Here is a 25,572-nt window from a genome sequence, read left to right on the forward strand (position 1 = left end):
TGGTTTCCAGAACATCCAAAAAGTGAATTGGAGCGTGTGTTTTCATGCAGGAGACTCTGCCTGACATACTGATTCTCGGGCTGCTCGTTCTGGTATTCGGGTCGATCTACCGCAAACGCTCCTCCGATCGTCTGCGCTACTGGGTACTCGGATGGCTGTTCGTGCTGACCCACTTCGGCGTGGAGCTGCTGCATCCTGCAGGACAGCTCGGCGCGGCCCTGGTCACAAGCGTAAGCCTCAGCGCGCTGTGCCTCTCCGGCATGTGTTTCCTGCTGTCGAGCTCTCTGGTGACCCGCGGGCCGAAGCAGCTCTTTGTCTGGGTATCGCTGATCGCGGTGCCGATTCTGCTTTACACCAATCTCGTGGTCTTCGGCGTCACCAGCCGGCCTCTGCTGGCCGTTGATTTTCCGGCGGGCGAGCTCTTTGCGCTGGCGATCGGCTATCGCTTCTACCGCAGGAACCCGCTGATCATCTGGCCGCACTTCGGCGCGGCTATCGCGGCAACGCTGTGGACCGGTTACGGCCTGTGGCATAACCAGCCGGCGATCGGCATTTACGCGATCCTTTCGCAGATCTTCTTCATGAACGCCGTCATCTACTGGAGCGACTTCCAAAGATTGTCGACGGGAGTGGTGACTTCGGTTCTGGGACTGCTGGCGTGGTCGGCGGTCTTTCCCTGCGCCCTGGCGGTCTATGCGCTGCTGCCGCACATTCACGTGTACAGCGAGCTGTGGAATATTCCGAAGTACTTCGTCGAGTTCGGCATGATTCTCACGCTGCTCGAAGATGAGCTGGTGGCGACGGGCAGGCAGAGTGAGGGATACCGCCTTCTGTTCGAGAGCAATCCGCACCCGATGTGGATCTTCGACCCCGACACGCTGCGCTTTCTGAAGGTGAACGAAGCCGCGGTGCAGCAGTACGGCTACGGTGAAGCCGAGTTTCTGAAGATGACGATCCGCGATCTGCGACCCACAGGCGATGCGCTCGATCTGCGCTGGGAGATCAATACGGCAGGCTCGCCGGAACAGTTCTCCGGGCCGTGGACGCACGTGTGCAGCGACGGAAGCCTGATCCAGGTGGAGATTGCCGCGCACACCATTCCTTTCCAGGGCAGGCAGGCGCGCTTTGTAATGGCCCAGGACATTACGGAGCGGCAGGAGCTGCATCAGCAGCTCGTTCACCATGCGCACCATGACATGCTGACCGGTCTGCCCAATCGCGTGCTGCTGCGCGACCGCATGGCGCAGACCATGGCCGCGGCCATGCGTCACGGCAGCAAGGCCGCCATCGTGTGCATCGATCTCGACCGCTTCAAGCAGATCAACGACACCTACGGGCATGCGGTCGGGGACAGCTGCCTGCGGCATGTGGCGGAGCAGCTGAAGGGCCGTCTGCGCAGCGTGGATACGATCGCGCGCTCCGGCGGCGAGGAGTTTCTGATTCTGCTCGGCGATCTGCGCACCCAGCGCGACGCCGAAAAGGTAGGGCAGGACATTGTGGCCGTGGTGAGCCGTGCCTTTGCCACGGATGGATATCAGATCGAGCTTTCGGCCAGTGTGGGCATCGCGCTCTTTCCCGATCACGGCACGGATTCGTCGGAGCTGTGGAAGAGCGCCGACGCGGCAATGTACCGGGCCAAGCGCTCGGGAGGAAATCAGTTCCTGCTGGTGTCGAACGAGATCAGCAGCGCGGCCACGGAGGCCAGCGAGATTGAGGCGTTACTGCGCCGCGCGCTGAAGGACGGCGCATTCGAGATTTATTATCAGCCGCAGTTCACGCGGCATGGCGAGCTGGCCGGCCTCGAGGCGCTGCTGCGCCTGCCGCATCCGCGCCTGGGCCTGCTCGCGCCCGACCGCTTCATTCCCATTGCGGAAGAGAGCGGCCTGATCGTTCCCATAGGCAGCTGGGTACTGCAGGAGGTCTGCCGCCAGAGCGCTTCCTGGAAGGCGAAGGGGCTGCCTCCGGTGCGCATCGCCGTGAACGTCTCGCCGCTGCAGTTCATGCGGACGGATTTCTCCTCCAACATGCAGGACCTGCTCAACGGATACTCGATCGATCCGCGCTTTATCGAGCTCGAGATGACGGAGACGACCGTGATGCGGAACCTCGAAGATGCGGCTCGCCAGATGCAGACGCTGTCGAAGATGGGCGTGCTGCTGTCGGTCGATGACTTCGGCACCGGCTACTCCTCGCTGCGGCATCTGCACCAGCTTCCCATCAACCGGCTGAAGATCGACCGTTCATTCATCGAGCGCATGTGCGTGCCCAGTGGAACCTGGTCGATTGTGCAGGGCGTGATCTCGCTGGCGCACAGCCTCGAGATGCAGGTAGTGGCTGAAGGGGTCGAGACGGTCGAGCAGCAGGAGGCTCTGCGCAGCCTCGAATGCGATATCTATCAGGGGTATCTCTACGCGCGTCCGCAGCGCGCCGCGTCGATCCCGGAGCTGCTGGTCAGCGACCTGGCGGCCAGCCGCAATCTGTGCGGCAACGCGTCGTAACCGGCCTGCCCCTCTTTCCTGGCGCGTGACGCTCCCGCGCCAATCCTCTTCATTCTCAATGCTATGGCGGCAGCCCGATTCGGGGTAAAAGTGGGAACGTTTCCACTTTTGTGCTCATCTCAGCTATAATCCGCGGCGAATCACTTTTACGAATCTGAGGTGAGATGCAGTGAAAAAAGCGTTGCTGGTCTGTCTTGCGGCAGCAGTTTCTGCCGGAAGTATTGCCTGGGCACAATCGGCGCGAGAGGCGGCGGCGATTACGAAGACTCTGCCGGAGGCCGCGCAGAACGTCGTTGAGCGCCTGGGGCAGCTGAACTATCTGCCCGACGGAGCATGGCGCATGCACGCCGGCGACGTGCCGCACGGAGAAAATACCGACCTTGACGATTCGAGCTGGCAGCAGGTGCAGGCAAAGAGCGACGCGCCCGCCGGATCGGTCTGGTACCGCCGCTGGATCGAGGTGCCGAAGACGTATCGCGGCTACGACCTGACCGGCGCGCGCATCTGGTTCCACTTCGGCGGACGGGCGCACGGACCGATGCCGCAGATCATCTACTTCGACGGCCGGCGCGTGGCGCTCGGCGAAGACCTCGGCCCCATCGTGCTCTTCGACAGAGCGAAGCCGGGCGACCGCATTCTTGTCGCGGTGAAGCTGCTGGCGACGGTCGAGGAGAAGCACTTCGACGGCGCAGTGATGAAGATCGATTTTCCCGAGAACCGTCCCAGCCCGAACGATGCGCGTGAGGAGTTTCTCTCCGCGACGGCGCTGCTGCCGAGCGTTTCGAAGAACGTCTCGGCCGATGAGGCCACGCTCGACAAGGCCATCGAGTCGGTCGATCTGAAGGCGCTCGACGCCGGCGACCAGAGCGGGTTCGATGCGTCGCTGCGCCAGGCGCAGGCCACGCTCGACACGCTGCGGCCGGAGCTGCAGTCGGTGACGGCGCACCTGACCGGCAACTCGCACATCGACGCGGCGTGGCTGTGGCCGTGGACGGAGACGGTGGACACCGTGAAGCGGACCTTCTCCACCGCGCTGCAGCTGATGAACGAGTATCCCGACTACACCTACACGCAGTCGGCGGCGCAGTACAACGAGTGGATGGCGGACAAGTATCCGGCCATGAACGACGAGATCAAACAGCGGATCAAGGAAGGCCGCTGGGAGGTGGTCGGCGGCATGTGGGTCGAGCCCGATCTGAATATGCCGGACGGGGAATCGACGGCGCGCTCGCTGCTGATCGGCAAGCGCTGGTATCTGCAGCATTACGGCGTGGATGTGAAGATTGGCTGGAACCCGGATTCGTTCGGATACAACTGGCAGCTTCCGCAGATCTACAAAAAGTCGGGCGTCGACTACTTCGTGACGCAGAAGATGTCGTGGAACGACACCAACCAGCTTCCGTTCAAGCTCTTCTGGTGGGAGTCGCCGGACGGCAGCAAAGTGCTGACCTACTTCCCGCACGGATACGGCAACAACGACCTCAGCCCCGTGCGTCTGTCGGCCGATCTGGCCGCGGCGCGCAAAGATTCGCCGGGCATGGACCAGATGATGGACCTCTACGGCATCGGCGATCACGGCGGTGGCCCGACGCGTACGGTGCTCGACGAGGGCGTGCACTGGATGCAGCCGGGAAAGATCGCGCCGAAGATGCAGTTCGGCATTGCGCAGACCTACTTCAACACTGTGGACAAGGAGATCGCTCCGGAGTCGCGGACATGGGATTACCGCACGATCGCCGATGGATACCAGTATCCGCAGGCGGTAGAGGGAAAGGTCTCCATTCCGACGTGGAAGGATGAGCTGTATCTCGAATATCACCGCGGCGTCTTCACCACCCAGGCAAAGATGAAGCAGAACCTGCGCGAGAGCTCGGAGTGGGCTCTGAATGCGGAGAAATATGCGTCGCTGGCGTGGCTCGACGGCAATCCGTATCCGGGTGATGAGCTGACCGAGGCGTGGAAGAAGATCACGTTCAATGACTTCCACGATCTGGCGGCGGGATCGGGCATCGGCATTATCTACAAGGAAGCACAGAAGGATTACGACCAGGTTCGCTGGGCAACGGACGAGATCTCTGCAAAGTCGCTCAAGACGCTGGCAGCGCACGTGAATACGCGCGCTGCGGGCGAGGTGCCGGTGATGATCTTCAATCCGGTGGGCTGGGAGCGCTCCGGCGTAGTGAAGGTCGACGTGCAGATGCCGGCGGCGGCGGAGAATGTCTCGATCCTCGATGCGAAGGGACGCGTGCTGCCCTCTGAAGTGCTCTCGAGCGACGCGGCGACGCATATCTTCCATCTGCTGGTCGATGCGAAGGATGTGCCGTCGCTCGGTTATGAAGTCGTGCATGCGGTTCCGGAGAAGCGGCCCTTTACCAGCGATCTGCATGTCTCGGGCACCACGCTCGAGAATGCGCTGCTGAGGGTGACCGTCGATCCGAAGACCGGATGCATCACGAGCCTCTACGACAGGAAGGCCGGCTTTGAGACGCTGGCCGCCGGCGCATGCGGCAACGAGCTGCAGGCGTTTAAGGACACGCCGAAGGATTACGACGCGTGGAACATCGATCCGGGAACGCTCGATCAGGCGCCGACGCTTCTGACCGAAGCGGAATCGGTGGAGGTGATCAAAAAGGGGCCGATGCGCGGTGAGATTCGCGTCACGCGGCACTGGCAGAACTCGAAGTTCGTGCAGGACATCATTCTCGATGCCGGGAGCGATGAAGTGGAAGTGGTGAACGACATCGACTGGCACGAGACGCACGTGCTGCTGAAGGCGTCCTTCCCGCTGGCGGCGACCAGTCCGTTTGCGACGTACGAGATTCCGTACGGCAGCATCGAACGGCCGACGACGCGCAACAACAGCTTCGAGAAGGCACGGTTCGAGGTTCCGGCGCAGCGCTGGGCCGATCTGGGCGACGGCCAGCACGGCTTCAGCCTGATCAACGAATCGAAGTTCGGTTACGACGGTGTGGGCAATCAGCTTCGTCTGACGCTGCTGCGCTCGCCCATCTGGCCTGACCCGAATGCCGACCGCGGCCATCAGCACTTCAACTACGCGCTCTATCCGCATGCCGGGGACTGGAAGCAGGCGCTTACGGTCCGTCACGGTTACGAATTCAACTATCGCCTGAAGGCCATACAGGTCGAAGCGCACACCGGAGAGATGGGAACCGAACACTCCTTTGTCTCGGTGACGCCGGATGATGTGGTGCTGACGGCGATGAAGAAGGCCGAGGACAGCGATGGTCTGGAGTTCCACATGTACGAGTGGGCAGGCAGGGCAGGGAACGTAGCGCTGCATGTGCCGCCGGGTGCGACTTCGGCGACGGAGACGAACCTGATGGAGAACCCGGAGGGATCGGCACTGCCGGTAACCGGAAATGTGGTGACCCTTCCCATTCATCCGTACGAGATTCTGGCGGTACGGGTGGACTACCCTTCCAAAGCGGCTCACGACTGAAGGTGGTGACGTAACAGAGAGGCCGGCGCAGCTATGCGCCGGTCTTTTCTTTGCGGGGTAATGAGCGATAAGTGCCGGAAATCATTAAAGGACGGTAAGTTACAGTCTGAATAACTGTGGGAAAAGAGTTTGACCGGCGACTCATCCCCAGGTAGACTTTAGTTACGATTGGTAACCAGACGTCAACCAGCCCCATCTCAGGCGCCAGGGAAGACCGAGTCACTGGCGTACACCGGCCTGATTGTGCCCGCAGTGCAACTCCGCAGTTCCCGTTATTCTCAAATCTTCTGTGCGGTTCATCTGACAAGGATGAAGGTTTACCAGACTGACAGATTCCATTCAGGAATGAGATGTGTTTTTCCCCAGGCCGGCGCTCAGGGCTGAGTGTCAGGTTATGGATATGGTTTTCGGGCAGCGGCATGGCGATCCCTGTTCTGCCGCGGTGGCTCTGATGAGCCGTAAAGTCATGATTCAAACGGCGGAAATGAGAATTTGTGCTTGTGATGATTTCGTATAATCGGGAGACATACTCTTTCCATCCATGCCGGAGAGTGTTTGCCCGATCCCGACCGAGAATGCCGGAGGGTCCGGGACGGGTTCGGGCAGAGATTGCCGGCGGCTGCAGATTCGGCAAGAGAGCAGTAAGCACACGGGCTAAATAAGGAGCGCAGAGGATGCAAGGGTCGGCGATCGCGCCACAGGGACAGCAAGAGCTACATCCGCCGGGCGGAGTTCCGCCCCACGAGAGTCCGGCATTCACGCCAGCCGACTTCCGCAAGATCATCATCAAGCGGAAGTGGGTTATCCTGTTCTGCGTTCTTGTAGGGGTCGGGATCGCTTTTTATCATATTTTCACGACGATTCCGCAATACGAAGCGATCTCGCGCATGAGCATCGACTTCAGCCGCTCGACCAACATCGGCATTGAGGACATTATCGAGTCGAAGCTCTCCGGCGGAGAAGAGTCGGATCAGAAGCTGCAGACGGAACTGCGCATCATGCAGAGCGACTCGGTGGTGATGGATGTCATCAACTCCCTCGACCTCTACCACAGGAAGCCGTTCTCGGACATGTTCGCGAAGCAGCCGTATACCGGTCATCTGACGCCGCTGCAGCGCTACCAGCTCATCCGCGCATTTCAGAGCTCGGAGAAGGTGATCGTCGAGACCGGAACGCAGATCGTTGAGATTCACTTTCAGAATCCGGACCCTGAAGTCGCGGCCAAGGTCGTCAACGCCATCGTGCAGGCGTACATGGAACGCGATCTGCGCTCGCGCTTTGAGGGCACGACCCGGGTATCGAACTGGCTTTCGCAGCAGCTGAGTACGCTGAAGTCGCAGGTGCAGAGCTCGCAGCAGGAGCTGAGCGATTACCAGAAAAAGAACAACCTGGTCGGACTGGGGCCGACCGGAACCAGCCTGGTAACGGATGATCTGCGGACAATCAATGATCAGCTCGCCGAAGCGCGCGCCGACCGCATCGTCAAGGAGGCTCGCTACCGCATGGCGCAGACGCGCAATCCGGATCTGCTGGTCTCCGTCTCCGGCGGCGTGCTCGGATCGCTGCGCAGCCAGGAAGCAGACCTGATGGTACAGAAGGCGCAGCTGCAGTCGAAGTTCGGGCCGGAATATCCGAAGCTGCGCGAGATCGACCGGCAGCTCGGCTCGGTCCGCAGCGACATTCAGACCGAGATCACAAATCTTACGCAGCGCTTCCAGACCGAGTACGACGCAGCGGTCAAGACAGAAGGGCTGCTCCAGCAGCGTCTCGACGACACCAAGCAGCAGGCCTTCCATGAGAATGAGTCGGCGGCGCAGTTCGAGATCCTGCAGCACGGCGCGGAGTCGGCCTCAGAGCTGTATGACGCTCTACAGATGAAGCTGAAAGAGGCCGGCATTACGGCCGGGCTGAATTCGAACAATATCGACGTGATCGATACGGCCATGATTCCGCCTTACCCGGTCCTGCCGCAGAAGCGTCAGGATGCCACTTTCGGCTTTCTGGGCGGACTGATCGTGGGTCTGATTCTGGCGGTCTTCCTTGAGTCGATGGACGATACGCTGCGGACTTCGGACGATGCCGAAGCGGTCTCGCTGCTGCCTGCGCTGGCTGTCATTCCGCACTTCCAGCCCTTTTCCAAGAAGGCGATCAACGCGAAGGATGAGGCCGCAGACAGGAACGGCTCGCTGGCAAAGGTCTCACCCGACCTGCTGGCCTATAACGAGCCGCAGTCGATCGTGGCGGAAGGCTTCCGCTCGCTGCGCTCTTCCATTCTTCTCTCTGCGGTGGATCGCGAGCCGAAGCTGCTACTGCTGACCAGCGGCTTTGCTGCAGAAGGCAAGTCGACCTGTTCTTCCAACCTCGCCGTCTCCTTCGCGCAGCGCAATGCGCGTGTGCTGCTGGTCGATACCGATCTGCGCAAGGGAACGCTGCATATGAAGTTCCGGCTTTCGAACCGGACCGGCCTATCCACCTATCTCTCTCGTGAGTCGAAAGAGGAGTCCTTCGAATATCCGATTCCGGGGCTGCCGAATCTGGCGGTGATGACGCGCGGGCCGATCGCTCCCAACCCGGGCGAGATGCTGGCCTCGCGCATGATGGAAGATACGCTGGCGCGCTGGAGGCAGGAGTTCGATCATGTCATTCTCGACTCGTCTCCGATCCTGGCCGTATCCGACACCCTGAGCCTCGCGCCGCAGGCCGACGCTGTGCTGATCGTGCTGCGCTCGGGCATCACCAGAAAGAAGGCGCTCTCCCGCGTGCGCGAGCAGTTGCGGCGCAGTGGCGCGCGCGTACTGGGCACCATCATCAACGACGTGGATCTGCGGCTCGAAAATTACTATACGTACTCCAGGAGATATGACTACGGCTACAAGGGATACAAAGGGTACGGCTCGGCATATGGAGCAGGATACGCAGGAGGAAAAGATGGTGAGGAATAAGCGGCATCCTCTGACGCTGGCCGCACTGGCCCTTCTGATTACCGGGCTTGCCGTATCAGCCGTTGCGCAGGATCAACAGGCAGCCCCCGCACCGGCGGCTTCCGAACAGACCGCGCCGGCGATTTCGATCGGTCCGGGCGACCTGCTGAACGTCATGGTCTTCGATATCCCCGAATTATCCGGAACCTCCCGGGTGAGCCAGAACGGCGTGATCAATCTGCCGGTGCTGGGGCTGGTGAATATTTCGGGACTGAATACGAGCGAGGCCGCGCTGGAGATCGAGACACAGCTGAAGCAGCATGGCCTGGTGCTCGATCCACACGTCACGGTGTCGATTGCGGAATATGCCTCGCAGGGAGCCACGATGACCGGTGAGATTCATTCGCCCGGCATCTATCCGACACTCGGCTCGCGCCGGCTGCTGGATATGATTTCGCTGGCCGGCGGTCTGAGTCCTACCGCGGGAAAGCTGGTCACGATCATCCATCGCAACGATCCCCAGCATCCTGAGGATGTAGATCTGGCGGAGAAGGCGTCCGGTCTCTCCTCGCAGAAAAACCCGATCATTCTTCCCGGCGATACGGTTGTGGTGAACAAGGCCGGGATCATTTATATCCTCGGCGATGTGGAACATCCGGGCGGATTTCTGGTCGACAACAATGAGCATCTGACGCTGATGCAGGTACTTTCTCTTGCCGGTGGTACAACCAATACGTCCGCTCTGAGCCGGACCATGCTCATCCGGAAGGTTCCTTCGGGACGGGAAGAGATCAAGCTCGACCTGAAACATGTCTATTTCGGGACACAGGCCGATCTGAAGGTAGACGACGGAGACATATTGTTTGTTCCGTCCAGTTTCGGCAAGACTCTGGCTTATCGCGGCATCGAGGCGACAGTAACAGCCGCGCAGCAGATAAGCGCCTATAAAGCGGCACAGTAGATATGAGTATTCCGCTGTTCTCCGGACAGAGCGGACACTGATTTACGGATGACCATTCGATGAGCAGTATGCAGATCGCACGTCCGGCGTATTCGATGGAGGCACGGCTTCAGCCTCCGCGCGCACTCGGAGAAGTCTTTCCGCCGCGGCGCCAGCGGTATATTCTGCACCTCCCGCTCTGTCTTTTCCTGGCTGCGATTCTGTCCTGGATCATGCCGGTCGAGCCGATGATGGTCTTTGCCTGCGTGGTAGGCTCAGCCATCAGCATCTATATCGCCGCTGACTGGCTGCTTCGGCGCGGGCCGCTTCGCCTCTCGATGGCTTATACCTTGGCTCTGCTTTTCGGCTATTGCCTGGGAACGATGAACACGTGGCTCACGGTGCCTCGTGGCAGCTTCACGCTCGCCGAGCTCTATAACCGTGATCCGGCTGTTCTGAGCCGGGGAGTATCCTCCGTACTGCTGGCCGCGGGGATTCTCCTTGCCGTCGGCGAACTGTATGAGCATCCTGTCTTCGGTGAGGATTTTCGGATCACCATAGACGGCGAAGTGTACTGCTTCATCCTTGTGGCGACGATGCTTATCTTCGCCGGCTTTCTCACTAAAAGGCTCACGATCGGCGGCATCAGCGCGTCGGTTTCCGGCCGGGTTTCTCCCATCAGTGAACTGCTGCTCTGGCTTTTTTTCCCGCTTGTTGCCTTCGCAGTCTCAGCATTCCTGGCAACGCCCCGGGGATTAAAAAAAATAGTCCTCGGAGCCATTTCGATACTGCTGCTTCTGCTGCTTACCACGCAGACACGGCGCGACCAGATTTATACAGGGTTTCTGATTGTCTTTGCCGTGCGCCTCAGCGGCTACAGAGTACGCGGCAGCCTTCTGAAAAAGACCGTGCTGCTGTTTATGCTGATGTTCATTGTGGTGATGGGAACACTGAGCTTCGAGCTGCTGCGATCGATCGGCGGATATGGTCTGGTGCAGGAAGCCTCTATCGGAGAGCGCCTCTCCGAGGCGGGAAAGATGATCGAGGAAGGTACGGCACTCAGCACAGCTCTCGATATGACTCGCCGTAACGTCACGAAGAGAACCTTTGTGCTGACGTTCTATGCCGATCTTCTCGAAGCCAGCACGCACAACACACCGGCTCATGGAGCCGATCTCATCAGCCAGTTTGAAGAGGCACTGCCCCACGCATTATTTCCTGAGAAAACATTCCTTGTGGAAGAGCTTCTTGCCAATCAGCAGTTTGGCATGAACAATAACGATCAGCCGAACTCTCTTATCACTGCAGGTGCGCTTGATTTCGGGCTTTTGGGAGCGGTCTTTTATCCTTTGCTGCTTATCTATCTGCTGCGCCGCTTTGTGGAGATCGCAGGGCGCTTTATCCCGAACCGGCTGGCGGTTCTCTTTATCGCGCTGAACGCGCTGTTTCTGTCTCTGCAGACAGAAGACGGACCGCTCTCCCTGGTTATCATGATGCGTGACAGTATCATCCTGACGGTTGTGCTGATTCTCTTCAGCTCGTTGTTCGCTTCGCGTTTTCGGAGCCGCGCCTGAGATGGCTACACTGCCGCGTCTTCCCGAAAAGCGAATCGCCGCTTCCGTTCATTCGATGTGCCTGGGGGTTTTGCTGTTTGCAGCCATATCATTCTCCCCGGCAGCGCAAAGCCAGGTAGCCTCCCTCGCTCCGGCCGGATCTGCCGTAGCGACGACATCGATGGCGGCTTCCTCCGGAGCTGCTGCAGGCGGCGGTTCGCCTGTATCGTCCGGCATTTCCGCGCAGGCAGATTCTTCCATATCGGGTCATATTTCGGTATCGGTAGGCGGAGCGGTCTCGGAAGCTGTGGATGCGGGCACGGTTTCCTCCGGTCACGGTAGAAGAGGCTCTCATGGCGCGGAGCATGGATGGCAGCCCTCGAAGATGCAGGGAGCGGCCGGAGAAGAGATCTCCGGATTTTCCACCACGGCCTTCGCGGCCGGTGGGCGGCAGAGCGGGATTGCCGGCATGCGGGAATTCAGTGGAGCTGCTTTGGACATTCCTGATACGAGTGGAATATCCGGCGCGACTTCAGCGGGGGAAAGCCTGCCGTCATCGGGTGCAGGCGCCAGCGGATCTTCTGAGGCTCTGCTGGGATTTCCCGACAGCACACGCATGGTTGTCTCCGCGAGTCCTTCTCTCTCTGCCGGAAGCCAGCCGCTCTTCGGCTTCGATCCAGGGGTGGCCACCGGTGGTATGACTGATTTTGCCAACAGCACATTTCTGAACCCCACTCTGCATGCCCGCAGAATCTCAGGAGGGGCCCGCGGTGCGGATCTGGATCAGAAGATTGCCGCATTATGGAAGCGCTATGAGTTCGGAATCGGAGCAAGTTCAAAGCTGAGCAGCAATGGGCTGGTGCAGATGAGTCCGCTGCAGCAGTTTCAGCAGCAGCGGAATATCCGTAAGAATTACGGCATTTACGGCGCAGCTATCGCGCAGCATCTCTCCGAGCAGGAGCAGCTGCATTGATCGCCCTGGAAAAGCCGTCTGACAGACCGCCGTTCAGCATGCAGGCCGGGCCCGTCATTTCATGAAGATCCTGCACGTCATTCATTCGCTTTCACCGGCTATTGGAGGTCCTCCGGAGGGCCTGAAGCAGATTCTGCGCGCCTATCCTGAGATCGGTGTCGACGCCGAAGTAGTTTGCCTCGATGACGCCGATGCGGAATATCTGCGGCACGTCTCCTGCCCGGTGCATCCGCTGGGCGCAGTGAACAACGGCCTGCTGTATTCTCCGCGGCTGTTTCCGTGGCTGCGGCAGCATCTCAGCCGCTTCGACGGAGTCGTGGTGCATGGAGTCTGGCAATGGTCGAATGTTACGGTGATGCGCGCGGCGCGCGGCCGTCTGCCCTATGCCGTCTTTACGCATGGCGCGCTCGATCCCTGGTTTAAGAAGCAATATCCCCTCAAGCATCTGAAGAAGTGTCTTTACTGGCCGATGCAGTATGCGGCTCTGCGCTCGGCCTCGGCGGTTCTGTTTACCAGCCGGACCGAGGCGGAGCTGGCGCGGCAGAGCTTCTGGCCTCATACCTGGAACAGCGTTGTTGTACCCTACGGCACCAATCCGCCCTCGGGCGATCCGGAAAGCCAGCGGCAGGCATTCTTTGCAATCTGTCCGGCGGTGCGCGGCCGCAGATATCTGCTGTTCATGGCGCGCATTCACGAGAAAAAGGGCTGCGATCTGCTGATCGATGCATTTGCCCGCGTCGCCGATCGTGATTCGGAGCTGCATCTGGTGATGGCCGGCCCCGATCAGGTGGGGCTGCAGGCAAAGCTGCAGCAGACGGCTACCTCTCTCGGCATTACGCAGCGTGTTCACTGGCCCGGCCTGTTGCAGAACGATGCCAAGTGGGGCGCGTTTCGCGGAGCGGAAGCCTTTGTTCTGCCCTCGCATCAGGAGAACTTCGGCATCGCCGTGGCAGAGGCGCTGGCCTGCGGCGTCCCGGTGCTGATCTCCAGCCAGGTCAATATCTGGAAGGATGTGGTTGCCGATCAGACCGGCTTTGTCGAAGATGATACCGCGGAAGGCACGCTGCGCCTGCTGGAGAAGTGGATTGCGCTTGCGCCGCAGGAGCGCGAGGCCATGGCCGGGCGCGCCATGCCGGCCTTTCATCGGCGCTATTCCACAAAAAATACGGCGATCGCGCTGCGCGCTCTTTTCTCTTCCGGAAAGGCCGAGGCGCAGACTACCGGCAAGCCTTCTTCGTGGCGCGCCGCGGATGCACGCTGAAGACGTGTCTTAACCGCTCTCCTGCTTTCCGTCCAGCCGGTTGAGAATCCGCGATAACTGGCTGTCGTTGTCGTATCCCGAGCGCAGGGCGCGTTCGTGTGCCTTCCGTCCGATCTGCTCGCGCAGATCGGATCGGCCAAGATAGAAACGTGCCTTGTCTGCGCACTCTTCGACGGACGAGAAGAAGACGGCTTCACGATCCTCTTCAAAGATCGACAGATGTCCCGGGGTGCGCAGCGCGAGCAGAAAGCTTCCGCATGCGGCGATCTCCACGCTCTTGTGCGCAATGTCGTCTTCGTTATCGTGAGTCACGAAGCTCAGGTTGATCTTCGACTTCCAGATATGCTCGCGGTACGCATCGCCGAGAAGATGCCCATGCCTGACATAGCTGGCAAGCTGTTCCGGACTAAAGACCGACTGCCAGCCGTTGCCGTCAATCGAAAGCGGCAGGCCATGCTGTTCCGCGAGCCCCAGCAGAAACTTCGGACGCTCTTCATGCGGATGGCCGATGTAGGAGAGCTCGCGATCGCGGTCGGCATCGGACCATCCTGCAGGAGGAGGGAACTGCATCACCGGATCGAAGCTGAACATAGTTTTGATCCAGGGCAGATCCCATGCGCGATAGCGGGCAACATCGGCCTCACGCACAAGGCAGTGAAGATCGGCCATGCGGAAGACGCGATAGAACTGTCTCCAGTAGCCGTCTTTTCGGGGGCCGAAGGGACCGTCCTGAACATAGAAAACAATGCGCGCGCCGGCCTGATGAATGGCGCGCATGGTGGCGGGCGTGAAGTAGATCGGCTTATCGAACCAGACGACATCCGGGCGAAAGGACTGAACCGCGCGGCGCAGATCGCGATTGACGCGCGAGACCAGCGGGCCGAGAGGGTAGCGATTGCGTATCGAGTTCAGCAGGGAGAATCGGAAGGCATAGGGACGCCAGTCGAAGGGCTGCACGTCCTGTCCAAGGCGCTGCAGGGCCGCGTATCGAAACGTCGTGGTGCCGAAGGGCGCCATGCCGGTCACGTACAGAACGCGCCGCCGGCGAGGCAGCGCAGCCAGTGTCTTTTCCATCATGCGTGAAATCCTGGAACCGCGAAGGCAAGCGCCTGGCGAAGGCCGGCGACATCCTGCTCAAAGGTAAAATGCTGAATCAGACGCAGACTGTTTCTCCCCATCGACTCGCGAAGATCCGGCTGATCGAGTAACTGCTGCAGGCACTCCGCGAGAGCATCGATATTTTCTGCAGGAAAGACGCGCCCGTTCAGACCATCGTGAACCAGATCGGGATGACAGCCCACCTGATCGGAGACGACGACCGTCCGCGATGCGTTCATCACTTCGTTGATCACCAGTCCGTACGGTTCATGGATCGAGGGAAGAACGAAGATGTCGCAGAGATCGAAGAAGCGCGGCAGCTCCGTCTGATTGCGGAAGCCGAGGAACCGGATATCGCCATCAGCCGCGGCTGCGGCGCGCGCTTCCACTGCCTGGCGCTCTTCACCGTTGCCGACGATCAGCAGATACGGCCGCGGCCTGCCGGGAGCAGAGGAGAGGCGCAGATAAGCCTCCACCAGATCGATGCAGCGCTTGCGGCCCTGCAGCTTCGAAGCGAAGAGAAGGACCGGCCTGCCCGGCTCGAGGCCAAGCTCACTGCGAAATGCTTCGCGGCCAGCAGAGGCCTTCACTGCCTGGCAATGAAAGAAATCGTTATCGACTGCGTAAGGCATGGGAAAGATGCGGACATTCGCCCCCAGAGCCTCTTGCCAGTAATCGTCGTTGGCTTTGCCCACGCTCAGAATGCCGGAGACCGCGCTGCCGATGATGCCGAAGAAGAGCTTCTTTGCCAGTAGCGTCTTCGTCGAGCGCACGCGATCGTTCAGGCTCGAGTCGGTGCGCAGAAACAGCGGCAGCCCAAGCAGCTTTGCCGCAAACAGTACCTGAAGGCAGCTCATGGTGTGATAGCCGTGCAGCCAGACCGCATCGAAATGGCCGCGGCGCAGGCGGCTGAAGATACCGTGATTTACAGGAGATGCAAAGCTGAATGAGTCTCTGTGGCGAAAGCCGGGCAGAAATTCGGATTTGTAACCATCGAGGAGCGGAATATCCCATTCGACGCGCACGCCGCCGAAGCCGGCATCGTTGTAGCCGCGCACCGACAGATCGCTGAAGTAAAAAACCTGCAGATCGATATCGGCCTCTGCGGCAATGCGCCGCAGCAGAGGTACCTGATACTGAATGGGATGGCTGACAAAATAAGCCAGCCGTGCGGTCCGGCGCGGCTCCTGAGTGCCGCGCGGCGCCTGAAGTTTAGCGCTGCCTGGTATCTGAGCCATGCCTGCAAAGTACACACCCATCAAGGGAAGAAGCGGACGGTGCGTAGCTGAATGATAACACGGTACTATGACCGGTACTTCCGGCCCGTAACTGTATTGACAATGCGCTCCGCTTTGGAGATTCTGGATGTAGTCTTCTGTACGTGTCTTTGATCTGAATTGTTTGCCCACACGCCACGGGCGTGAAGATTGTTTGAAACAGAGGCGGCGTACAGGTTGCAGATTCAGGATTCAGATCCGTAGCCGCAGTTTCGCACCTCATTCTCTCCGCGGTTGGTGTCTCCGAATATCTTTTGGGAGACAGGGAATATCGATAATTTTCAGATATGTTCATCGTGAGCAGATCGCGGTCTGAGTCAAAATTTCTGAAGATGGGCACATCTCACCTTTTTTGAGGAGCTATGAGCAAGCCGGTTTCCATCGCAGTGGTCGGTTCGGGGTATGTGGGACTTGTAGCCGCAGCATGTTTTGCGGAAATGGGACATCGTGTGGTCTGTGTCGACAACGATGAATCGAAGGTAAAGATGCTGCGCGAAGGCGGCGTGCCGATCCATGAAGATTACCTGCCGGAGCTGCTGGGCCGTTACAGAAATCAGGGCGTGGAGTTCACCACGGACCTGAGCACGGCCGCCAAAGAGGCGCAGGTAATTTTTATCGCGGTGGGAACGCCGCAGAGCCAGACCGGCAGCGCCGATCTCTCTTATGTGGACGCGGTGGCGAGCGAGATCGCGCGTTCGATCGACAGCTATAAAGTCATCGTCGAAAAGAGCACGGTTCCGGTCTACACGAACGAGTGGGTGCGGCGCGTCATCGAGCGCAACGGGGTTTCGAAGGAGCTCTTCGATGTCGCCTCGAATCCAGAGTTTCTGCGCGAGGGAACGGCCGTCATCGACTTTCTGCATGCAGACCGCATCGTGCTGGGCACGGACAGCGAAAAGGCTGCCGCGCTGCTGCAGGAGGTGTATGCGCCGCTCAGCTCCGGCAGCTACTATCGCTCTTCGACTGCAGTGCCGGGCATGCGCGGCGAGAGCGATCCTCCGCCGGTGCTGCTGACCTCGACCAAAGCCGCGGAGCTCATCAAGCATGCGTCGAACGCCTTCCTCGCGATGAAGATTTCGTTCATCAACGTGGTGGCGAATATCTGCGAAGCGGTCGGCGCGGATATCGAAGAGGTGGCAAAGGGCATCGGCACGGATACGCGCATCGGCCCACGCTTCCTCAGCGCCGGCATCGGTTACGGCGGCTCCTGCTTTCCCAAGGATGTTGCGGCGTTTCGCTATGTCAGCGAGCAGCTTGGCATGGAGTTTGAACTGCTGAGCGAGGTGGAAAAGATCAACACCGAGCAGAAGGCGCGATTCTTCCGCAAGGTTCGCTCGGCGCTCTGGACCTTCCGCGGCAAGCGGATCGGCGTTCTGGGGCTGGCCTTCAAGGGCGGCACGGACGACATTCGCGAATCGCCGGCGCTGGATATCGTGAAGCAGCTTCTGCACGAAGGCAGCACGGTCTCGGCCTTCGATCCCGCGGCCATGGACCGCACCAGAGAGGTGATCCCGGAGAGCGCACAGATGCGTTATGTCGGCGACGCCTACGCTGCCGCGAACGAAGCGGATGCGCTGCTCATCCTGACCGACTGGCAGGAGTTCAGGGAGCTGGACCTGGCGCGGCTGCATTACACGCTGCGGTATCCGATCATCATCGACGGCAGGAACCTCTTCGAGCCTTCTGCCATGGCCGAGCGCGGATTCACCTATCTGAGCGTGGGCCGTCCGCCTGCACAGCAGACGCGGGATGCGGCCGTCGGACATCGGCTGCCGTAGTTGTTTGTGTGCCGCTCTCTGATCGTTCGACCCAATCGTGAACCCCGGAGCAGGAACGCTGAAAACCGATCTGCAGAGAGAAGCCGGATATGAACTGGCGGGCGTTGATCCCGAGAGGGTGAAGCGCGTGCTGATCTATCGCCTGGGCAGCCTGGGCGACACGGTCGTCGCGCTGCCCGCGCTGCATCGGGTGGCCCATACCTTTCCAAACGCGAAGCGGCTGATGCTGACGAACCTTCCCGTGCATGTGAAGGCTCCGGCCTCTTCGGCGGTGATTGGTGAGTCGGGGCTGGTGCACGGATATATTGGCTATCCGGTGGGAACAAGGAGTCCGGCGAAGCTGTTCAGTATCTGGTGGAAGATCCGGCGCTTCCGCCCGGATATTCTTATATACCTGGCACCGTCGCGTGGTGAGCAGGCGCTCGAGCGAGACCGGCGCTTCTTCCGGCTCTGCGGCGTTTCGCGCATGGTCGGAATTCCCACGGGTGATCTGGCGCGCCCAAAGCAGGACGCGGCGACAGGAATCTTCGAACACGAATCTGCGCGTCTTCTGCGGACAATTCGTCCGCTGGGAGAGGCCGATGCGCTCGATCTGCGGAACTGGGATCTGCATCTGACGGAGGCTGAGCGGCGAAAGGCGAAGGAAGGGCTCGCGCCGCTGGCCGGGCGCCGGTTCATCGCCTGCGGCCCAGGCACCAAGATGCAGGCCAAGGACTGGGGCGGAGAGAACTGGCGCGCTCTGCTTGCGAGGCTGAGCACGATCTGGCCGGAGCATGCGATGGTGATGGTGGGCGCGCGTGAAGATGCGCAGGTGAGCGACTATGCCGCGACGGACTGGGCCGGTCCGAAGCTGAACCTTTGCGGCGCGCTGACGCCGCGCGAGACCGGCGCGGTGCTTGATGAAGGAGCGGAGCTGTTTCTGGGACCGGACAGCGGTCCGATGCACATGGCCGCGGGTCTGGGCATTCCATGCGCGATCGTGTATGCCTCGCGCAGCCGAAAGGGGCACTGGTTTCCCATTGGAGACGGGCATGAGGTGGCTTACCATACGCTGCCGTGCTCGTTGTGCAATCTCGAAGTCTGCATTGAGAACAAAAAGCAGTGCATTACTTCGATCTCTGTCGAAGAGATGCTGGAAGGCTCTGTGAAGGCGTGGGAGTATGGGCAGACGCGGCGGGCTGAAAGGGCCGTCTGATTCAGATCAGATACCGGCGAACGGCCTCGGCGAGCGAAGATGCGGTGGCATCGGCCAGGAGAGCGGCTTTCTCTGCTCCCGGTTTTTGTTTCTCCGGGTCGCCCTCGATGAAGATGCTGGGCATGTGCAGCCTGCGCGCCGCTTCGATGTCTGAAAGGGAATCACCGATCATCACGCTGTTGGCGGCAGAGGCGCCGGGAAAGTCGTGAAAGGCCTGCTCGAACATGGCGGTCCCGGGCTTGCGGCAGTCGCACTGATTTTTATCGTGAGGGCAGTAGTACACAGCATCGATACGAGCGCCGTGTGCAGCAAGGTGATGGCGCATGGCGATGTGCACCGACTGCACGCCGGCTTCGGAGTAGAGACCCAGGGCCACGCCACGCTGGTTGGTGACGACGATGATTCGTCTTCCGGAGCGGTTCAGGCCGGCAATGGCCGCTTCCGCGAGAGGAAGGAAGTGGAAACGGTCCCAGCAGGAAATGTATTCACCCTCCGGCGGCTTCTGATTGATGACACCATCGCGGTCGAGAAAGACGTAATCAATGTTGTGAAAGGGACTCTTTGCGGACACGGCGTTCATCGTTTGATGGGTCACTCGATAGTATGATAACGAAGAAGTCAACGCCCGATGATGCCTGGGATTTCCAGTTACTCTGACTGACTCTATGCCATCTCCCCTGAATATGCCGGATTTTTTTGCTGAGGCCGCTGCCGAGCACGCCGCTGTGATCGACGCTCTGTCGTCACAGCATGAAGTGCTGGAAGCGATTGCCGAAGCGATGACGCGGGCTCTGCTGGCCGGGAAAAAAGTGTTATGGTGCGGCAACGGCGGCAGCGCTGCCGATTCGCAGCATCTGGCCGCTGAGCTGGTGGGACGCTTCCGTCGCGAGCGGCGCGGGATGCCTTCGATCGCGCTGACCACCGACACATCGATTCTGACCGCGGTGGCGAATGACTACGGGTACGACCATGTCTTTCGCCGTCAGGTAGAGGCGCTTTGCGTGGCAGGAGATGTGGTCGTGGGCATCTCGACCTCCGGCAACAGCCGTAATGTGCTGGCTGCTCTGGAAGAGGCGCGTAGCCTGGGTGCGTTTACCGTGGCCTTTACCGGTGCGGAAGGCGGCGCGATGGCCGGTCTTGCCGATGCGGCGCTGTGTGTGCCGTCGAAGAATACGGCACGGGTTCAGGAAGGGCATATTCTCTGCGGCCATGTGCTGTGCGACTGGATCGAGCTGGCCATCTGCCGTTCGCAGACGGCGGAGAGCGGGGCTGCCCGCTGATGATCCAGGAGCTGCATCGTGTTATTTCTCTGATCGAAGGCGAATGGAGCAAAGTCCGCGTGCTCATCGTCGGCGACATTATGCTCGACTGCTACATCTGGGGCGATGTGGAGAGGGTTTCACCGGAAGCCCCGGTACCGGTGGTGCGCTCGATTCATCGCACGGAGCAGCCGGGCGGCGCGGCGAATGTCGCCATGAACCTGACCGGGCTGGGCGCCAGGGCTTCGCTCTTCGGCTTTTGTGGAGAGGATTCGAATCGCGATCTGCTGATGAACCGCCTGCAGACCGCTGGAATCGATGCGGAGCTGACGCCGGTGGCCAGCCATCCGACAACGACCAAGCTGCGCATAGTGGGCGGCAAACAGCAGATGCTGCGTCTGGATACGGAGAAGACGGATGGCTATCCGGCGGAAGCCTATGAGAGGATGCTGGACGGGATCGAGCGCGCGCTGCCCGGCGCCGGAGCGGTGGTGCTTTCGGATTACGCGAAGGGCGTGCTTACGGAAGATGTGTGCCGGCGGGTGATTGCCATGGCGCGGCGTCAGGGCATTCCGGTGCTGGTCGATCCGAAGCAGAGGGACTTTTCGCGGTATCTCGGCGCAACGACGGTCTGCCCCAATCTGAGTGAGCTTTCTGTTGCGACCGGCGTGGCGGCCAGGCAGCTTCAGGAGATTCTGCGAGCCGGGCAGGGCATGGTATCGCAGCTCGATCTCGCATACCTGACGGTAACGCTGAGCGAAAAAGGGATTGCCGTGCTGCGCAGCGATGAGCAGCAGGTCTTTCCGGCGCAGGCGCGGCAGGTCTTTGATGTTTCAGGCGCGGGCGATACGGTGATTGCGACACTGGCACTGGCGCTGGCCAGCGGTCTCGAAGTCGAGACGGCGGCGCAGCTGGCCAATGTGGCCGCCGGGATCGTCGTCAGCAAGGTGGGTACGGTGCCGGTGGATCGCGATGAGCTGCTGACCAGCCTGACTCCCGAGATTGGATTGCATGCAGAAGAGAAGGTCCTGCCGCTGGAGCGGCTGAAGACACGCGTCTCAGCATGGCGGTCGGCAGGAGAGCAGGTAGTGTTTACCAACGGCTGCTTCGACCTGCTGCACATCGGACATGTGACGCTGCTCGAAGACGCGCGGCGCGAGGGCGACAGGCTGGTTGTGGCGATCAACAGCGATGCCTCCGTCAGCGGATTGAAGGGACCGACGCGGCCAATCGTCGGCGAGCGCGAGCGGGGACGGATTCTGGCGGCTCTGGCGGCGGTGGATGCGGTGGTCGTCTTCGACGACCCGACACCGCTGCGGCTGATCGAGGCGCTGCAGCCGGATGTGATCGTGAAGGGTGGAGACTACGACGAGAGCACGATCGTCGGCGCGAAAGAGGTGCGCTCGTGGGGCGGACGTGTGAAGATCATTCCCATCGTGGAAGGCTTCAGCACGACGAAGCTCATCGCCAAAGCCACAGCACCGGCATAGCGGCGCCGGATCAGCGCGCCGCCAGCAGCTCCACTCCATCTTTCTGCAGCATGTGGCGAACGCCGCGCAGCGCCTGACGGGTGCGCTCCTCGTTCTCGATCAGAGAGAAGCGCACGTGGCCATCGCCGTATTCGCCGAAGCCGATGCCGGGGCTGACGGCGACCTTCGCCTCCTGCAGCAGCCGCGTCGAGAACTCGAGCGAGCCGAGATGCCGGTAAGGCTCGGGGATCGGCGCCCAGACGAACATCGAGGCCTTCGGCAGCGCGACCTCCCATCCCAGCTTGTTCAGGCCGGAGACGAGGCAGTCGCGGCGGCGCTGGTAGTTGTCGCGAATCTCGCCGACGCACTCCTGCGGACCTTCGAGCGCGAGAATGGACGCAACCTGAATGGGCGTGAAGGTGCCGTAGTCGAAGTAGCTCTTGAGGCGGGCGAGCGCGGCGACCAGCGTCTTGTTTCCGACCATGAAGCCGACGCGCCAGCCCGGCATGTTGTAGCTCTTCGAGAGGGTAAAGAACTCGACGGCGATCTCTTTTGCGCCGGGAACTTCAAGGATGGACGGCGCACGGTAGCCGTCGAAGACGATGTCGGCGTAGGCCAGATCGTGCACCAGCCAGATGCCGTGCTGGCGGCAGAGATCGACGACGCGCTCGAAGAAGGCGAGATCGACGCACTGTGTGGTGGGATTCGCCGGAAAATTGAGGATCAGCATCTTCGGGCGCGGATACATCAGCGGGATCGTGTGCTCCAGCTCGGCGAGGAATTCGTCCGTGCTGTGAATGGCGACGCTGCGGATATTCGCCCCGGCGATGACCGGACCATAAATGTGGATCGGATAGCTGGGGTTCGGCACCATCACCACATCGCCCTGATCGAGCGTGGCCAGGCAAAGGTGCGCGATGCCTTCCTTCGAGCCGATGGTGACAATGGCTTCGGAGTTCGGATCGAGATCGATGTTATAGCGCGAGCCGTACCAGTTGCAGATGGCCTTGCGCAGGCGCGGAATGCCCTTCGAGAGCGAGTAGCGGTGCGTCTCCGGCTTGCGCGCAGCCTCGATCATCTTGTCGACGATGTGCTGCGGCGTTGCGCCATCGGGATTGCCCATCCCGAAGTCGATGATGTCTTCGCCACGCCGCCGCGCCGCCGCCTTCAGCTCGCCGGTGATGTTGAATACGTAGGCGGGCAGGCGTTTGATTCTCGAAAAGTCTTCCACGGTCGTTTTCCTTAGCAGCGGACGATTTTGGGCGAGTCGATGCCGCGCGTTGCGTTGCGCGTGTCGACCACCAGTTGCGATTCAGTGACGATTTGCGGGTAATGGTAAGCGGAGTGATCGGTGACGATGAGCACGCAGTCGTACTGCGCAAGGTTGTCGAGCGGCGTGCAGGTCATGTTCAGGTCGTACTGGCGGCCGCGTCCCACGGAAGGGAAGTACGGATCGTTGTACGATACCTCGGCGCCGCGCTGGCGCAACAGTTCGATGATGGTCAGCGAGGGCGACTCGCGCAGGTCGTCGATGTCGCGCTTGTAGGCCAGGCCCAGCACCAGCACCTTCGACCCGTTGAGCGGCTTGCGCTGCGCATTCAGCGCCTCGGTCGTCTTCTCGATCACGTAGTAAGGCATGGCGATGTTGACCTCGCCGGCCAGCTCGATGAAGCGTGTGCGGAAGTCGAACTGCTTCGCCTTCCACGAGAGATAGAACGGATCGATCGGAATGCAGTGCCCGCCCAGCCCGGGGCCGGGATAAAAGGCCTGGAAGCCGAAGGGCTTGGTCTTTGCCGCGTCGATGACCTCGAAGATATCGATGCCCATGCGGTGCGAGAGCTGCTTCAGCTCGTTTACCAGAGCGATATTGACGCAGCGGTAGATATTCTCGAGCAGCTTGGTCATCTCCGCCGCGGCCGGCGACGAGACCGGAACCGTGCGGTTGAAGATGCTGCCGTAGAGCGCGGAGGCCAGATCGCCTGCGACGGCTCCGAAGCCGCCGATCACTTTGGGAATATTGCGGCGCGCGACCGTATCGTTGCCTGGGTCTTCGCGCTCCGGCGAGAAGGCGACGTGGAAGCCCGCCTCCTGCTCCTCGCGGGCAGCGCGAAGCCCGGCGGCATTGCCGGCTTCGAGCAGCGGGATCAGCACCTCTTCCGTGGTGCCGGGGTACGTCGTGCTTTCGAGCACGATCAGCTGGCCTTCGCGCAGGTGCGGCGCAATGGACCTTGCCGTACCGGTGATGTAGCTCAGATCGGGCTCGTGAAACTCGTTCAGCGGAGTCGGAACGCAGATGATGACGGCGTCCATCTCGCGGATCGCCGAGTAGTCGTCCGTGGCTTTAAAGCCGCGCTTCTGCGCCAGCTGGATCTCCGTGCCGGGAATGCGCACGATGTACGATCCGCCGCTGTTCAGCGCGGCGACCTTTACTGCGTCGATATCGAAGCCGGTGACCGGGAAGCCCTCTTCGCTGAAGAGCAGCGCCAGCGGCAGGCCGACATAGCCGAGACCGATAATGCCCACGCGGGCGGCGCGGCCGGCAATGCGGGACCGGATTTCCGCAACAGGCTGGAGGATGGTTTTACTCATGGAAATGCGCAACAGTGTCCTTCTATCCACTATAAAAGGCCGAAGGGCGCGTTGCCAGAGCAGCGGCCGGGTCAGAGCAGCCTGGTACCCGCCTCGTCATCGGCGGCGTCAAGAAAGGCCTGCAGAATCCGGATACGCGGCTCGGCAAGACGGCGTGTGGAATCGAGCCGGATATGCTTCGGCAGATCGTCGAGAGCGCGCCGGAGCGCTGCGGCAGCATCGCTGAAGTGTGCGAATCGCGTATCGCGGCCGACCTTGGAAACGGTTCTGAAGATGCCCACAGCTCCGAGCTGCTCAAGAATGTCGGCATCGCGCAGAATCACGGCTTCGATGGTCAGCGGCTCATCCTTCGGCTGGTGCTGCCGGATCACGTCGAGCACAGCCGGAATCTTTTCTTCCGGGAAGCCGGCATCGCGCAGAATCCGCGGAGCATGCTGGCAGGCATACGCCACATGATCCCAGCGGCTCAGCTTCTCCGGATCTTCCGGCCGGTGTCCCACGAACACGCCGAGATCGTGAAGCCACGCTGCGGCAAAGACGATATCGGCATCATGCGCGCAACCTGCGGCCACTTCCCGGGTCAATGCTTCAAGACGCGGCTGATGGCCAAACTTATCCACAGGGCGGGCTTCCTGGGCGATGAATGCGGGGAGCGCAGTGCGAAAGTCAGCAGTCATAGATTCATCTAACAGGAGCGCGGAAAGAATTGCACCTGTCTCTTCAACGTCAACGCCGGTATCCGGCGGAAATGATTTACCTGCAGAACTGCTGACAGATCATGGATGAAACGAATGTCATGATTTTGACACCATCACCATGTACATTTGACACCGTCACTGTGACGATACCAGGATGATTCACTGTCGCCTGAGCTTCAGGTGAAGGCAGCAAACTGTGTGTATAAAGCGAAGCGGCTGCACGATGCATGAAGGATGCATAAAGATTGTGATAGAGAGAAAACCAAAGTAATGGGTCCTGCATTCTCATTTATGGCTCGCATCTACAGAACTATCTCTGGACAGAAAAAAGCAGCATTGTGAGTACCTGATTTTGCCGGAAATTAAATGCAGTACGAGCGATTCTGTTGTATGTTTGATACATAGAGCAGGCAAGAACGGTAATTCCGGTCTCTGGCAGGTGCAGGCGCGCCAGGACTCATCGTTCGCAAAGTACATTGCGCTCGATACGGCCTATGTCGAGAACTGGTCCTTCTGGCTCGATCTGAAGATTCTGGTACGCACGGCGGAAGTGGTCGTGCGCGGCACCGGTACCTAAGCCGGTCAGTGCCTGTTATCCGGCCT

General features: G+C 60.4%; 18 protein-coding genes. 12 read left to right on the forward strand and 6 right to left on the reverse strand.

What is annotated here, in order from left to right; translation table 11 throughout:
* Positions 1 to 44 precede the first annotated feature (44 nt).
* The 7 genes from D0Y96_RS05100 (at position 45) to D0Y96_RS05130 (ending at position 13,606) form a co-directional block, all read left to right on the forward strand.
* The gene (locus D0Y96_RS05100) at positions 45 to 2,498 is read left to right on the forward strand and encodes a putative bifunctional diguanylate cyclase/phosphodiesterase (RefSeq protein ID WP_117298276.1); all 2,454 of its coding nucleotides are present in this window, start codon (positions 45 to 47) and stop codon (positions 2,496 to 2,498) included.
* Between the two features lie 169 nt (positions 2,499 to 2,667).
* Positions 2,668 to 5,958 (forward strand): alpha-mannosidase, encoded by a 3,291-nt coding sequence (locus D0Y96_RS05105; RefSeq protein ID WP_350448971.1) that lies wholly within the window; start codon positions 2,668 to 2,670, stop codon positions 5,956 to 5,958.
* A gap of 674 nt (positions 5,959 to 6,632) precedes the next feature.
* Positions 6,633 to 8,900 carry a GumC family protein gene (locus D0Y96_RS05110; protein WP_117298277.1) on the forward strand — a complete coding sequence of 756 codons (2,268 nt, stop codon included), beginning with the start codon at positions 6,633 to 6,635 and terminating at the stop codon, positions 8,898 to 8,900.
* The gene (locus tag D0Y96_RS05115; protein ID WP_158562224.1) at positions 8,887 to 9,840 is read left to right on the forward strand and encodes a polysaccharide biosynthesis/export family protein; all 954 of its coding nucleotides are present in this window, start codon (positions 8,887 to 8,889) and stop codon (positions 9,838 to 9,840) included. The genes D0Y96_RS05110 and D0Y96_RS05115 overlap by 14 nt, the downstream gene beginning before the upstream one ends.
* A gap of 59 nt (positions 9,841 to 9,899) precedes the next feature.
* On the forward strand, positions 9,900 to 11,393 hold the full coding sequence (locus D0Y96_RS05120; RefSeq protein WP_147324915.1) for a hypothetical protein: 1,494 nt from the start codon (positions 9,900 to 9,902) through the stop codon (positions 11,391 to 11,393).
* 1 nt (position 11,394) lies between these two features.
* On the forward strand, positions 11,395 to 12,345 hold the full coding sequence (locus D0Y96_RS05125) for a hypothetical protein (RefSeq protein ID WP_147324916.1): 951 nt from the start codon (positions 11,395 to 11,397) through the stop codon (positions 12,343 to 12,345).
* Between the two features lie 61 nt (positions 12,346 to 12,406).
* Positions 12,407 to 13,606 (forward strand): glycosyltransferase, encoded by a 1,200-nt coding sequence (locus D0Y96_RS05130; RefSeq protein ID WP_117298281.1) that lies wholly within the window; start codon positions 12,407 to 12,409, stop codon positions 13,604 to 13,606.
* 9 nt (positions 13,607 to 13,615) lie between these two features.
* On the opposite strand, the gene D0Y96_RS05135 is transcribed toward D0Y96_RS05130, so the two are convergent.
* Both D0Y96_RS05135 and D0Y96_RS05140 read right to left on the reverse strand, forming a co-directional pair.
* A complete protein-coding gene (locus D0Y96_RS05135) occupies positions 13,616 to 14,683 on the reverse strand; it encodes a CgeB family protein (RefSeq protein ID WP_117298282.1) in 1,068 nt (355 codons plus the stop codon).
* Positions 14,680 to 15,942, reverse strand: coding sequence for a glycosyltransferase family 4 protein (locus D0Y96_RS05140; protein WP_117298697.1), 1,263 nt, complete (start codon positions 15,940 to 15,942; stop codon positions 14,680 to 14,682). The genes D0Y96_RS05135 and D0Y96_RS05140 overlap by 4 nt, the downstream gene beginning before the upstream one ends.
* Before the next feature lie 401 nt (positions 15,943 to 16,343).
* On the opposite strand from D0Y96_RS05140, the gene D0Y96_RS05145 reads away from it, so the two are divergent.
* Positions 16,344 to 17,759: a UDP-glucose dehydrogenase family protein gene (locus D0Y96_RS05145; RefSeq protein WP_117298283.1), complete on the forward strand. Its 1,416-nt coding sequence runs from the start codon at positions 16,344 to 16,346 to the stop codon at positions 17,757 to 17,759.
* A gap of 37 nt (positions 17,760 to 17,796) precedes the next feature.
* A complete protein-coding gene (locus tag D0Y96_RS05150; RefSeq protein ID WP_350448972.1) occupies positions 17,797 to 18,954 on the forward strand; it encodes a glycosyltransferase family 9 protein in 1,158 nt (385 codons plus the stop codon).
* Between the two features lies 1 nt (position 18,955).
* On the opposite strand, the gene D0Y96_RS05155 is transcribed toward D0Y96_RS05150, so the two are convergent.
* Entirely contained in the window at positions 18,956 to 19,525 is a 570-nt protein-coding gene (locus D0Y96_RS05155) for a D-glycero-alpha-D-manno-heptose-1,7-bisphosphate 7-phosphatase (protein ID WP_350448973.1), read from the reverse strand.
* Positions 19,526 to 19,619: 94 nt separating this feature from the next.
* Here D0Y96_RS05155 and D0Y96_RS05160 point away from each other — a divergent pair, with 94 nt between their 5' ends.
* Both D0Y96_RS05160 and hldE read left to right on the forward strand, forming a co-directional pair.
* The gene (locus D0Y96_RS05160) at positions 19,620 to 20,234 is read left to right on the forward strand and encodes a D-sedoheptulose-7-phosphate isomerase (RefSeq protein WP_252263498.1); all 615 of its coding nucleotides are present in this window, start codon (positions 19,620 to 19,622) and stop codon (positions 20,232 to 20,234) included.
* Entirely contained in the window at positions 20,234 to 21,703 is a 1,470-nt protein-coding gene (gene hldE / locus D0Y96_RS05165; RefSeq protein ID WP_117298286.1) for a bifunctional D-glycero-beta-D-manno-heptose-7-phosphate kinase/D-glycero-beta-D-manno-heptose 1-phosphate adenylyltransferase HldE, read from the forward strand. Before D0Y96_RS05160 ends, hldE begins: the two co-directional genes overlap by 1 nt.
* 10 nt (positions 21,704 to 21,713) lie before the next feature.
* Here hldE and alaC read toward each other — a convergent pair whose 3' ends face one another.
* The 3 genes from alaC to D0Y96_RS05180 all read right to left on the reverse strand — a co-directional run bounded on the left by alaC (position 21,714) and on the right by D0Y96_RS05180 (position 24,948).
* Positions 21,714 to 22,913 (reverse strand): alanine transaminase, encoded by a 1,200-nt coding sequence (gene alaC, locus D0Y96_RS05170; RefSeq protein WP_117298287.1) that lies wholly within the window; start codon positions 22,911 to 22,913, stop codon positions 21,714 to 21,716.
* A gap of 11 nt (positions 22,914 to 22,924) precedes the next feature.
* Positions 22,925 to 24,271: a nucleotide sugar dehydrogenase gene (locus D0Y96_RS05175; RefSeq protein ID WP_117298288.1), complete on the reverse strand. Its 1,347-nt coding sequence runs from the start codon at positions 24,269 to 24,271 to the stop codon at positions 22,925 to 22,927.
* 71 nt (positions 24,272 to 24,342) lie between these two features.
* Positions 24,343 to 24,948 (reverse strand): HD domain-containing protein, encoded by a 606-nt coding sequence (locus tag D0Y96_RS05180; protein WP_117298289.1) that lies wholly within the window; start codon positions 24,946 to 24,948, stop codon positions 24,343 to 24,345.
* Positions 24,949 to 25,363: 415 nt separating this feature from the next.
* Here D0Y96_RS05180 and D0Y96_RS20375 point away from each other — a divergent pair, with 415 nt between their 5' ends.
* A complete protein-coding gene (locus tag D0Y96_RS20375; protein WP_252263499.1) occupies positions 25,364 to 25,546 on the forward strand; it encodes a sugar transferase in 183 nt (60 codons plus the stop codon).
* The last annotated feature ends 26 nt before the right edge of the window (positions 25,547 to 25,572 follow it).

This window comes from Paracidobacterium acidisoli, from assembly GCF_003428625.2.
Taxonomy (GTDB): domain Bacteria; phylum Acidobacteriota; class Terriglobia; order Terriglobales; family Acidobacteriaceae; genus Paracidobacterium; species Paracidobacterium acidisoli.

Bases quoted from the DNA above. Each gene is read 5' to 3' on its own strand.
- D0Y96_RS05100 (WP_117298276.1), top strand. From the start codon at position 45: ATGCAGGAGACTCTGCCTGACATACTGATTCTCGGGCTGCTCGTTCTG.
- D0Y96_RS05110 (WP_117298277.1), top strand. From the start codon at position 6,633: ATGCAAGGGTCGGCGATCGCGCCACAGGGACAGCAAGAGCTACATCCG.
- D0Y96_RS05115 (WP_158562224.1), top strand. From the start codon at position 8,887: ATGGTGAGGAATAAGCGGCATCCTCTGACGCTGGCCGCACTGGCCCTT.
- D0Y96_RS05120 (WP_147324915.1), top strand. From the start codon at position 9,900: ATGAGCAGTATGCAGATCGCACGTCCGGCGTATTCGATGGAGGCACGG.
- D0Y96_RS05125 (WP_147324916.1), top strand. From the start codon at position 11,395: ATGGCTACACTGCCGCGTCTTCCCGAAAAGCGAATCGCCGCTTCCGTT.
- D0Y96_RS05130 (WP_117298281.1), top strand. From the start codon at position 12,407: ATGAAGATCCTGCACGTCATTCATTCGCTTTCACCGGCTATTGGAGGT.
- D0Y96_RS05135 (WP_117298282.1), bottom strand. From the start codon at position 14,683: ATGATGGAAAAGACACTGGCTGCGCTGCCTCGCCGGCGGCGCGTTCTG.
- D0Y96_RS05140 (WP_117298697.1), bottom strand. From the start codon at position 15,942: ATGGCTCAGATACCAGGCAGCGCTAAACTTCAGGCGCCGCGCGGCACT.
- D0Y96_RS05145 (WP_117298283.1), top strand. From the start codon at position 16,344: ATGAGCAAGCCGGTTTCCATCGCAGTGGTCGGTTCGGGGTATGTGGGA.
- D0Y96_RS05160 (WP_252263498.1), top strand. From the start codon at position 19,620: ATGCCATCTCCCCTGAATATGCCGGATTTTTTTGCTGAGGCCGCTGCC.
- hldE (WP_117298286.1), top strand. From the start codon at position 20,234: ATGATCCAGGAGCTGCATCGTGTTATTTCTCTGATCGAAGGCGAATGG.
- D0Y96_RS05175 (WP_117298288.1), bottom strand. From the start codon at position 24,271: ATGAGTAAAACCATCCTCCAGCCTGTTGCGGAAATCCGGTCCCGCATT.
- D0Y96_RS05180 (WP_117298289.1), bottom strand. From the start codon at position 24,948: ATGACTGCTGACTTTCGCACTGCGCTCCCCGCATTCATCGCCCAGGAA.